This is a genomic window from Shewanella sp. SR43-8, assembly GCF_014163775.1.
GTDB classification, from domain to species: Bacteria; Pseudomonadota; Gammaproteobacteria; order Enterobacterales; family Shewanellaceae; genus Shewanella; species Shewanella vesiculosa.
In genome coordinates, this window is sequence record NZ_JACJDX010000006.1 from 168,608 (window position 1) to 180,077 (window position 11,470).

The window sequence follows — 11,470 nt, forward strand, 5'->3', positions numbered from 1 at the left end:
ACGACCTAACCCATTTCATCCTGAAATCACAGACGAAATAGCTTGGTTTATAGTATCCCTGAGCGAGAGAATGGTACAACTGAATACATACGTATTCATGCCATTCAAGTAACCTGATACAAACACAGATGCAACATTCGTTTTAACACATCACAGTGCCTTAAAACGAATGGCAGTACCGCCGCTGGCTGCTAATGATAAATCGACAGTATCTTTTGCAGTGACGGTTTTAGTTTCAATCACATAATCATAAGGGTTGGTTAACCAATCAGCTTTGCTACCGTCACGATATATTTGCGCTTCATAACGTTTACCTGTAGTTAAAAAGTCCAGCTTTAAGCTTAATTTACGGGGTTGTTCATCAGTTAACGCGCCTAAATACCAATCTTCAGCGCCGCGTTGTTTGCGTGCAAAAGCTACGTAATCGCCAATTTCTCCGGCAAGGGCGATACTGTTACTCCAGTCAGTCGGCACATCTTGAATAAATTGAAATGCATCTAAGCGTTGTACATAGTTACGGGGTAAATCTGCCGCCATTTGGATTGGGCTATACAGCACAACGTACAAAGCCAATTGTTTTGTTAATGTGGTTTTAACTCGATTAACTGCATCTAAACCCTCAGGGGCTAAATTAAATATCCCCGGGGTGAAGTCCATCGGACCGGCTAGCATACGAGTATAAGGTAATATTGCCGTATGCTCAGGCGTATTGGGTGGATTACCCCATGCATTAAACTCTTGCCCACGAGCACCTTCGCGGGCAATCCAGTTTGGATAAGTACGGCGCAGGCCAGTATCTTTAATGGGTTCATGGGTGTTGATGCTAATACCACGCTTAGCGGCTTCGGTCACACTGTGCAAATATTCATTAACCATAAATTGGCCGTCGTGCCATTCATGTCGCACAATGCCATTTTCGTCAACCCGCTTAATATCGCCACCATCGGCCACATAACCAGTTTTTACTTGTGTCACGCCATGCTTTTGATACAAATCATAAGCATCACTCATTTGCTTACGGTAATTGGTTACCGAGCCAGAGGTTTCATGATGACCAATTAAGCGTACATGTTTACTTTGACCGTATTCAGTAATCGCATCCATATCAAAATCTGGGTATGCTTTAGTAAAGCTAAATACATCGCCATTATCGAACCAACTGCCATCCCAGCCTTCATTCCAACCTTCAACCAATACCCCATCAAAACCATATTGGGCGGCAAAGTCCATATAACGCTTAGTTTCGCTGGTGGTGGCGCCATGCTTAGGGCCGCTTCCCCAGGTGTTTTCATTTAAATGCATTCCCCACCAAATTCCGACGTATTTACCCGGTTGCACCCAAGACACATCGCCAAGCTTGTTAGGCTCGTTAAGGTTCAGAATTAAATCAGAATTTAATAAACCAGGGGCATCTTTAGCAATTTGAATGGTTCGCCAAGGTGTAGAAAATCCCGGTTGGGTTTTAACTCGTATTCCGTCTGACCACGGGGTTAAATCGGCACGTAAAATACCATCTCTACCTTGGTTTAACACCATGGCTGCATAGTCGGTTAGGGCCGCTTCATGAATACTTAAATGCACGCCATCTGCCGTTCGAAACGTCATGGGCGTATGAGCTCTATCGATTTTATCAAGCGAGGTAGTACGGTATAAATATTCGTATCGGTTCCAACCACGTCCAGGGATCCACCAGGCGGTCGTGTGCTGCGGGTCAGGTATCGCAAATTCGGTTAATTCGTCAGTAATATCCAGCTTAGGCGTGTTAGCAAGCCCTGCTTGTTTTGGTACTAAGTAGCGAAAACCAATCCCGTCATTAAAGGCTTTAAATTCAATATCGAAATCTACCTGACCATTACTGAGGGTCGCTACGATGCGATTGTAATGATCACGCACGTTTTCACGTTCACCCCAAGGTTGCTGCCAAGTTTGGTCAACGTTGTTGTTAGTTACATTTTTTATGTTGAAATCCAGCCCTAATTCACCTAATTGCTGGAATACCAGACCTAGTTTGCTCGGGTTAACTACGGTTTTACCGTTAAATTCAACTTGGTATTCAGGACGGCCATTGTCATCAGTCAAACTGATGGCAATGTGTTTATCTGGAGAGGTCACATTAACCGTTTTAGCTTGCACTATGCTAGGCATTGCCATTGCTGACAGTGCCAGAGCACATGAAAAGCTAATTATGTTGGGAGTAAAGCTTATATGAGTTGTTGAGGCAGTTGAGGCAGTTGAGTTAGCGTACGTCATACGAAGTCCTTGTTTATTATTTTATTTATTCAGCAATCAATATATGACGTTTTTAGATTTTGCAGCAAAGATCTGCATACGTATTCAGGATGTCCGCTCGCAAAAGATAACCGTTTATTAGCTAACTCATTTTCGGATAAAAAGCGTTAATGTATTACCACTTGGTCGATGGCGCTGATAACTCAAAGTGATAAAGCCGCGTATGAAATCCTCAAATGATTGTGCTGTTTCAGCTTTGGGCTGGTATTTTAATACAAGGTTAAAGGTTGAGCTGTAATGCTCAATACGCTCGGCATTAAATTAAAATAGTGCGCAATAAAGCTGATTTAAAGCAGGAACAGTGGCTTGATATCATGCCTGTAGGGATGTAGTGCTAATTTGATAACTATTACTAGATTAACTATAGCGCCAGATAAACTTTAGCCGATACGGGTTATTATTGAATACAGGCTTACATTGCTGAAAAACGCCAAAATATGAAGTTTAATAACCCTAGATTGACTCCTCGGTTCAATTGAGACTACATCGAAGAAAATACTATTTGCTATGCATGTATTTAAAAGGAGCTAAACCTGTACTTTCACCGACCCCCCAATGAATGGGGGCACTGTGTGTTTTAGCTGCATATATTCTACAGTCTGGGCCAGACAATTGATAACACAGATCTTTAGCGAACTTTTTAAATATAAGAATCTATACAGGAAAAGCCCAAGTGATTTAATATTGATTAAAATGCTTCATCTTCACTATAAACATTCACCGTAATCTCACCATTAACACTTTCAGTAACCAAGAAATTTATCGGTTTGCAACATACTTGGCAATCTTCAATATACTGTTGTCCTGCATCTGATGAATCAATAAGAACTTCAATTGTTTCACCACAATAGGGGCAATCTATAAGCTGCTCTGTTAATTGGTTCAAATTTGTAACCTCCTAAATTATATTAATTTATATCAGCTTATAAATGACTGATATTATAAAATCAGCCGCTTAAGTTATTCGCCAAACTGTTTAACCCCCTCTATATCGACGGTTTATAGAGCATCGTTATCAAGCTTGCTGCTATGATTGTAGCAGGAACGCGTCCATCGATTGTCGGAGCTAAGTGAGTTGAGACAACTAAACATTGAACAGTTTAGGACGCTTTGTCTGTTCAGTTTAGCGAGAAATACAATATTGGTTAAGGTGTTAAAGAATTTTTAGCTCTGTAGAGTGGTGGTGGCTATTTTTGTGATGATTTGCAAGAAGCGATGAGATGACAAAGATAAAATCAAACTCCACTCTACAAGCATTAGCGGAATGATGGCAAAATTGACTGACCCACAATTCAATTAATCACTGCAGGCCATATCGATTACAATCTCATATCTAATTCATTGTGGATTAACACCACACATTGAGATGCGAACAACATTTTTGGCCCTAAATTGATATGTTGGGTACCAAGGCGCTTCAAGCTGTTAAAGCTTTTTTTAGGCATAGGAATATGATCTGTTAGTAAAAAGCATGGATTAGCAGCAAACTCTACATCACGTACTGGGGTGCCTTTTTTCTCCAACATATACAGTTGATAATCTTCAGCTAATTCTTGTATTAACTTTTCAAAACTCACCGTGCGCACCGTAATTCCAGGCTCTACTTCACGTAACTGTTCTTTCGTCATCCCTTTTGATGCGCTTAAGGCTTTAGCAATTTTATTGGTTAGGTTTTGCTCATGAAACCCACCGATATGACCTAATTCGCTTGAACGAAAACAGATGGTACGTGAAAAATCAAGGGTGCTCTCTAACACCAAATATACCACGACATTGTCGCGATGGGATTGGGCGACAAAAATGGTGTTCATTAAGGTGTGGGCTAAAATTTCAGTATGAGCCGATTCGCCAATACCCGCTAAAAACTGCTGACTATCAACTGGAGCAGCTCTGGCTCTAACTACAAAAGCGCGCATCGGTATATCCTATTTGAAAGTAAATTAAGCATAAAGCGGATAACGTAGTCGAATAATCAATCAGTTACAGCTTTTATTGTCGCTATTATCCCAGTTTTAAGCTTGACTGTAACCTGATTAATCTAATGGTTGAGTTTTAGCTGGCATAGACAAGTACAATTGAGCAATACGCTTGTTAAAACAAGCGCTAAGCGTGATGTGATTGAGCATGCTGAAGTGAGATTTATTCAACTGTTGATGCTGCTCATCAGGCCAATAAAAGGCTGTTTAGTTCTATATTATTGATAGGTAAAATAATAAGGCCAAAAATAAAAAGTCACAGAGGTTAGCTGAGACTTTTAGATTTGACCAATTAAGGTTATTGATAATATAGCTTATTTCATCGGTGACAGTAGTGCAGGATTCGTGACTAAGTTTCTCACACCATGAGGATGATCTTCTTTGAACACGTTACCCTCACACCAGTTACCGACAGTGTCAATATTCACTTTCGCGACTTTAGGATGAACACTCCAAGACACTTGAAATGGCGAACCGACTTGATTGTAGCTTGGGCCTGTTGTTGAGCCAAGATATTGAATCGCTTCGCCAGTATTACTAAGCATATTCAGTGCTTGGTGAAGTCCATTTTTGATATCTAATGCCGTTAATGTTGAAAAATCTAGCGCTTTAGCGTCATTGACTAAGACAAAGACTTGCGTTTCAACTCGTAGCTGTGGGTTATTGATTGCCTCGTTTAAGCAAGCGCCTAATGTTGGGCCAGGGCTAACCTGTGCACTTGAATATACATAATGGACTTCTATGGTATCACCAGAGATTAAAGCGCCGTGTTCACTAGAGCAAATAGCATGGTCCACTGGCATCAATTCGGCTTTAGTTAATTTACCTGAATATTGATAGCCAGATGTCACGCCTTGGCCATTGCCGTTACCGGCATAGGTAGTAAATTCACCTCCTGAATGTTCAGCATTTTTATGGAAATGGATGTTACATAAATTCATTTCTGTATAAGCTGGCGCAGGAGAAAAATTGATTGGATTGGTTCCTACCAGTGAGTTTAAATCTCGGGGTGATTGAGGCCCAAAACCTCTACCTTTAGTACTATTTGCAAGGTTTTCCCTTTGTGTAGCAATAACATTATCAGCTATCGAGATCTGATGTTCGCTGTGGTTTTCCTTCGCAATTGCACTCATAGAAAGCGATAGTGTTGTTATTGTTACGATAAGTGGTTTGATCATTGTTATGTCCTATAACACGATGATGTTCATGTATCGAAGATAACATTAGTTGGCTAATCATTAATACGCCAGTAAAGGTCTATGATCAGTACTGTTATGTGTCGCTATTAGCGAATTGATTTAACGCGTATTAGAGAATAATTGTTGTTTGAAACGGATGAGGAATATCTGCGTACAGAGAGGGATGGGTAAATTGCAGGGCCGATAGCTTGAGTACAATCATTATCCTCCCTAAATTGTCAGAGGATAATGATTGTTATGTGTCTGGGCAGCCTAGGATCGCTACGCCCGATGTTAGTTTTTTAGTTCAAGGATCACTGATTGCAGTGGTTGCAGGTTAATATCAACACTGGCACCACCTTGGTTATTTAAAATAAGTTGCTGACTTATTGTGTTATTTGTTAATAAGTTCGTCAGCGTTTTATTGCCTGTAATATGCCAGTTTTGTATTAACGTCTTTGGTAACACAAGGGTAAATTGTTTGCTTTGTTTTTGGCTGAAATTACTGACAATGATCAATTGTTGGTTGTGGTTAAAACGGCTAAAAGCAAATACTTGGTTATCGTAACCTTGAGTATTCAGCTGGCGCTGTAGGGTGTCTAATTCCATGTAATCACCGCTTAACGCCGATGCTGTATGGCTTAGGCTTAATAGCGTTTGATAATAGGTGCGCAGGGCTTTTTCATCGGCTGTGGATTGGCCGCCATCAAACTTGCCGTTATTCATCCAACGTTGATGGGCTGGCACGCCCACATAGTCAAAAATACTAGTGCGAGTCGGTTGGCCAAAGCCTGCTATTTCAGCGCCTTGTTCGCCCACATCTTGGCCAAAATACAATAAGGTAGGTGAGCGACTTAACGTGGTCGATACCACCATAGCAGGTAAGGCGTTAAATGGATTGCCGGCAAAATCGCTGGTATTAATGCGTTGCTCATCATGGTTTTCTAAAAAGTGCAGCATATGCTGGTCGATGTCACTGACTTTTGCTTGAACTGTCGCAATGGCTGCTGTACTGGCCTTACTTTGAATGATGGCTTTTAAGGTGTCGTATAAATCGACTTTATCGTAAAGATAATCCATCTTGCCTAAATGAATATAATCACGGTATAAGTCGGGGTTATACACTTCTGCAAGGATAAATGCGTTTGGATTAGTGTGCTTGATGTGACTATTGAGATAGCTCCAAAATTCCACAGGCACCATTTCGGCCATGTCATAACGAAAACCATCTACGCCTTTGGCTAACCAATATTGGGCGATATGTTCAAATTTACGCCATGAATCGGGAATATTGTTTGCATCTTGAGCTTGCCAAAAGGCTAAATGCTCTGCAGCAGATTTAGTCGCATAGTCACGCGGTAGCGTTGGAAAGTCATGGCGGCCATCAGGTTTAACGCCATAGTTAATTTTAACGGTTTCATACCAATCATTGGCGTCGGGTTTGGCTAAACGCGAACCATTTCCGGTCCATTTAGCGGGCGATTCTTGAAACTTACCATCACTGAGTGGCTGAGCTTCACCGCCTAATGCTTGATAGCCATTTGACGCATCAGGGACTTGAAAATCTTCACCGACCACATAGTAAAAATTGTTGTGCCTGCTGTATACCTTGGTTTTATCGTCATTAGCACCAAAGTCTAGTTCACCTTTGGGCGCTGAAATAGAGTGATAATTTCGTGCGACATGGTTTGGCACTATATCGATGATAACTTGCATGTCATTGGCGTGAGTTCTGGCGATCAGTGCTTCAAACTCTGCCAAGCGGCTAGCCGGATTATTAGCTAAATCCGGATTGACGTTGTAATAATCTTTTACGGCATAAGGTGAGCCCGCACGGCCTTTGACAACATCAGGATCATCATTACTAATGCCATAGGCAGTATAATCATTGATCAGCGCATGATGTGGTACCCCAGTATACCAAACGTGAGTGGTACCTAAGGATTTGATATCTTGTAATGCCACATCCGTGAAGTCGCTAAATTTACCTACACCATTAGCTGCAATTGTGCCCCAAGGTTTATTTGTGGTGTTAGTGTTGCCATACAGACGTGTGAATACTTGATATACCACAGGTTTGCCCGTTGCAGGTATTTGGGTGGTTGGAGTAACTGATAGTTTATCTTTATCGATTTTTATCGATGTATTGGTTTGTTCAACTTTACTAGGTTGGCAAGCACTTAATCCTAAACCCAGCATACAGGCGATAATCAACACTTTTACGCTTGGTGACGGTAGGTGAATGTGAAGTTGGCTTACTAACGGTTTGGTGATGGGGCCCATGAGTCTCTCTTTTATTGTTTTTATTGGCGTGTTTGTATTGAAGACAATAGAAACACGCCATAATTTGCAGTACCTTAATGATTGAATCGTCTACATATCAGCGTTCAAGTTTAAGTATAGTGACACCTTTATTAGCCAACGAAAGTGGCTTGGATAATGAATACGATTGTTTGCTGATAATATCAACGCCCATAGTATTGTCATTAATAGCAGGTTTAAAGCGCTGTAAATCAAGCTCAACGGCTTGGGTATTTTTATTGTAGATGACCAGTAAGGTTTCATTGCCTTGATGACGGCTTTGGACATAAATACCGTCTTGAGGCACAAAGTGCTGCAATTTACCTTGTTGAATCGCTAACGAGTTTTTACGGTAATTGAGTAATGTACGCACAAAAGTCAGTGCTTCAGTTTGTTGTGGATCCAAGCCTTTTCCTGTAAACACATTGACACTGTCTTGTGGCCAGCCACCCGGAAAATCACCCCGAACAGCGCCGTCGTTACGGCCTTCTGCAGGGCTTTGCATGACTATTTCTGAACCGTAAAATATTTGCGGAATACGGTTGCTGGTGAGCACATAAGCCATGGCCATTTTGTACAGTTCAATGTCGTTTTTCATTAAACTATAAATACGGTTAGTGTCGTGATTACCTTCAAATAACACTAACTGACTTGGATTGGCATACACCACGTCGTTAGCCAACATTTGATAAAGGTCGATAAAGCCGGCTCCCCAATCTTCTTCTTTAGTTAAGCTGGCTATGAGCGTGTCGTAAAGCGGGAAATCCATCATGCTGGGTGCAAAAGATTGATACCCATCGGCATTTTTCTTTCCTGCCTGCCAGTAGCTCACCGTCACTGGATTACTGCTCCATTCTTCACCAACGATATTAAAATGAGGGTATTCATCCATAATGGCTTTTGACCAAGCAGTTAAAAACGCTTTATCTGCGTAAGAGTAAGTATCTTCGCGAATACCGCTCAACCCTGCATATTCGACCCACCAGATACTATTTTGGATTAAGTATGTTGCCATGTGTGGATCGCGTTGATTGAGGTCTGGCATGGTGACGTCAAACCATCCGTCGCTAAAATCAGTTTTGTCTGCATTCACAGAGTAAGGATCTTGTACTGTAGTGCGTCTATGGCTTGAGTAACTGACATCGGTTGGATCTTTTAGCCAACGTGATTGGCCATTAATCCAGGTGTTGCTCGGCATACTGCTCATCCACTGATGGCCTGAACCCATATGATTAACCACGACATCCTGAATGATCCCAATACCAAATGATTGCGCTTCTTCTACGAGTGATTGGTATTCTTCATTGCTGCCAAAACGTGGATCTATGCGATAGAAATTGGTGGTGGAATAACCATGATAAGAATACTCTTGTTGGTTATTTTCAAGCAGTGGATTTATCCATAACTGGGTCACACCTAAGTCATGTAAGTAGGGCAGTGCTTTGCGGATCCCCAAAATATCACCGCCATGGCGACCGCCATCAAAACTGCGGTCAGCTTTTTCAAGCATGTCTGGCTGATTATCATTGTCTGGATTACCGTTAACAAAACGATCCGGGGTAATTAAGTAAATCACATCTTTATTACTAAAGCCTTGGCGATCTCGTGAGCCTTTTTTGCGCGTTTGTAGCTCATAATCAAATTGTTCAATTAACTGATCATCTTTAAATAAGCCTAAGATCAGTTGTTGTGGTTTAGCTTGGCTTAAATCCAAATTAACGAATAGATGATTATTGCTATCAGTTCTATCAACATTAATCAGCGTGACACCTTGAGCCTTAATTAATTTAACTTGGCTTTCACGAATATTTTCCCCCGTAAGCAATAGTTGTAGCTGGGGTTGTTGCATGCCTGCCCACCATGACATTGGCTCGACACTGAGTGTTGCATTGGCCGACATGGCATATGTGCTCAATGCACAACCGAGTAAGAAGCTTGATGCTAATCTGCCCAGGTGTTGTTGGTAGGCTTGTGCTAAATGGGGGTAATGAAATGACATAGTTACTCATCCTGTATTTTTTGTTGTTTATTGATGACGGTTAATTAGTCGCTTAAGATAATTAAATCAAGTTGTTATATAAACCAGTTACAGCGCTGCAATATAGTCTTTATGGCTCGGCATTTGACTCACAGTGGTGTTAATAACCTTACGGATATTAGTTAAGTAGTCGGTTAAATCATCTTGGCTGACCGCTTGTGTAAGCGGATGATAATCCTCTGGAATAATGCCTTGTCCTAACATCACCTGGATCCAGGCTGCTTCAGTAAACAATTCATCTTGATGCCTGAAAACTGTTGCTGTGGCTTTAAATAAATCGATTTTATGTTGCAAGCTTTCGGGAATGTCCATATCGCGACATTGCTGCCATAAACCGCGTTCATCGTCGGCAGATTGCTTTGCATTAAGATGATAATGCAAAATAATAAAGTCGCGGATTTGCTCAAACTCAGTTTGTGATTGGCGATTAAATTCATCAATGTGCTGGGGTTGAATACCGTTTCGAGGAAATAATTTAGTTAAACGAATGATTGCTGATTGGATTAAATGTAAGCTGGTGGACTCTAACGGCTCTAAAAATCCACTCGATAAACCAATAGCCACGCAGTTTTTATGCCATTGCTTGACGCGCCTGCCAGTGGTGAAGTTTATTTTACGCGGCTCGGCTAAGGGTTTTCCATCTAGGTTGGCTAATAAATGCTGTTTTGCTTGTTCGTCGCTCATATGTTGGCTGCTATATACAATGCCATTGCCTGTACGATGTTGCAGTGGAATACGCCATTGCCAACCAGCATGGTGGGCAGTGGCTTTAGTGTAAGGCGTAAGGGGAGAGGTGCTTTCACAAGGCACTGCATATGCGCTGTCACAAGGTAGCCAATGCTGCCAGTTTTCGTATTCAACGCCTAATGCCTGTTCAATTAACAATGCACTAAAACCCGAACAATCAATAAATAAGTCGCCACTAATACAAGGACCATTTTGTAAGGTGACACTTTTTATACTGCCATCGGTGCTAAGTTCGGTGCTGGTAATAATGCCTTCAACTCGATTGATACCACGTTGAACACTGTATTGGCGTAGCAAGTTGGCATATAAGCCTGCATCAAAGTGGTACGCGTGGGTAATACCGCTCATTTGCGCTTGAGCAATGGTTTTAATGGGTTGAAATTTGTTGTGTTTGGCCGCTTGATAGTTAAGCGAGTATTGCCAAAAGTCATTGGCATTATATTGACTGCCATTGGCTTGAGAAGGATTGCTTGGAGAAAGATTGGCCTGAGCACTAAGCCAATAATGATGAAATGAGGTAAAGCCTAGGTCACGGCCAATATTACCAAAGGCGTGCATATAAGCTTCGCCTTGTTGATGCCAATTTTGAAATTCAATACCCAATTTATAAGTGGCTTGAGTGGCTTTGATAAAATCAGTTTCACTAATCCCAAGTACACTGTTAAATATCTGCAGTGGCGGGATAGTGGCTTCACCCACACCGATAGTACCTATGGCGTCGGATTCAATAAGGGTGATGTTGAGTTGTTTGTTAAACAACTTGGCTAACATGGCTGCGGTCATCCAGCCCGACGTTCCGCCGCCTACAATGACAATGTTTTTTATTATCGTTTGGTCCATTGTTATCGCCTTTTAACTATTTAGGATTTATTTTTACTGAACCCGACAAAGTAAAAAAGCCCCTGTAATAGGTTACAGAGGCTTTTTTGTCGGTTTAGTAC

7 protein-coding genes are annotated in these 11,470 nt (G+C 41.4%); all 7 read right to left on the reverse strand.

What is annotated here, in order from left to right; translation table 11 throughout:
• Positions 1-150 precede the first annotated feature (150 nt).
• Positions 151-2,151 carry a glycoside hydrolase family 97 protein gene (locus tag H5114_RS09535; protein WP_259395271.1) on the reverse strand — a complete coding sequence of 667 codons (2,001 nt, stop codon included), beginning with the start codon at positions 2,149-2,151 and terminating at the stop codon, positions 151-153.
• Between the two features lie 826 nt (positions 2,152-2,977).
• Entirely contained in the window at positions 2,978-3,175 is a 198-nt protein-coding gene (locus H5114_RS09540) for a CPXCG motif-containing cysteine-rich protein (RefSeq protein ID WP_124015939.1), read from the reverse strand.
• A gap of 433 nt (positions 3,176-3,608) precedes the next feature.
• Positions 3,609-4,205 carry a tRNA (pseudouridine(54)-N(1))-methyltransferase TrmY gene (gene trmY, locus H5114_RS09545; RefSeq protein WP_182722799.1) on the reverse strand — a complete coding sequence of 199 codons (597 nt, stop codon included), beginning with the start codon at positions 4,203-4,205 and terminating at the stop codon, positions 3,609-3,611.
• Positions 4,206-4,579: 374 nt separating this feature from the next.
• Positions 4,580-5,443 carry a delta-class carbonic anhydrase gene (locus tag H5114_RS09550; protein WP_182722800.1) on the reverse strand — a complete coding sequence of 288 codons (864 nt, stop codon included), beginning with the start codon at positions 5,441-5,443 and terminating at the stop codon, positions 4,580-4,582.
• A gap of 294 nt (positions 5,444-5,737) precedes the next feature.
• The gene (locus tag H5114_RS09555; protein WP_259395265.1) at positions 5,738-7,726 is read right to left on the reverse strand and encodes an alpha-amylase family protein; all 1,989 of its coding nucleotides are present in this window, start codon (positions 7,724-7,726) and stop codon (positions 5,738-5,740) included.
• A gap of 97 nt (positions 7,727-7,823) precedes the next feature.
• Entirely contained in the window at positions 7,824-9,743 is a 1,920-nt protein-coding gene (locus H5114_RS09560; RefSeq protein ID WP_182722801.1) for an alpha-amylase family glycosyl hydrolase, read from the reverse strand.
• A gap of 87 nt (positions 9,744-9,830) precedes the next feature.
• Complete coding sequence (locus tag H5114_RS09565; protein WP_182722802.1) at positions 9,831-11,369, reverse strand: tryptophan halogenase family protein; 1,539 nt, start codon at positions 11,367-11,369, stop codon at positions 9,831-9,833.
• Positions 11,370-11,470: the final 101 nt, after the last annotated feature.

Excerpts from the sequence above, each read along its gene's own strand:
- H5114_RS09535 (WP_259395271.1), bottom strand. The coding sequence starts at position 2,151 with ATGGCAATGCCTAGCATAGTGCAAGCTAAAACGGTTAATGTGACCTCT.
- trmY (WP_182722799.1), bottom strand. The coding sequence starts at position 4,205 with ATGCGCGCTTTTGTAGTTAGAGCCAGAGCTGCTCCAGTTGATAGTCAG.
- H5114_RS09550 (WP_182722800.1), bottom strand. The coding sequence starts at position 5,443 with ATGATCAAACCACTTATCGTAACAATAACAACACTATCGCTTTCTATG.
- H5114_RS09555 (WP_259395265.1), bottom strand. The coding sequence starts at position 7,726 with ATGGGCCCCATCACCAAACCGTTAGTAAGCCAACTTCACATTCACCTA.
- H5114_RS09560 (WP_182722801.1), bottom strand. The coding sequence starts at position 9,743 with ATGTCATTTCATTACCCCCATTTAGCACAAGCCTACCAACAACACCTG.
- H5114_RS09565 (WP_182722802.1), bottom strand. The coding sequence starts at position 11,369 with ATGGACCAAACGATAATAAAAAACATTGTCATTGTAGGCGGCGGAACG.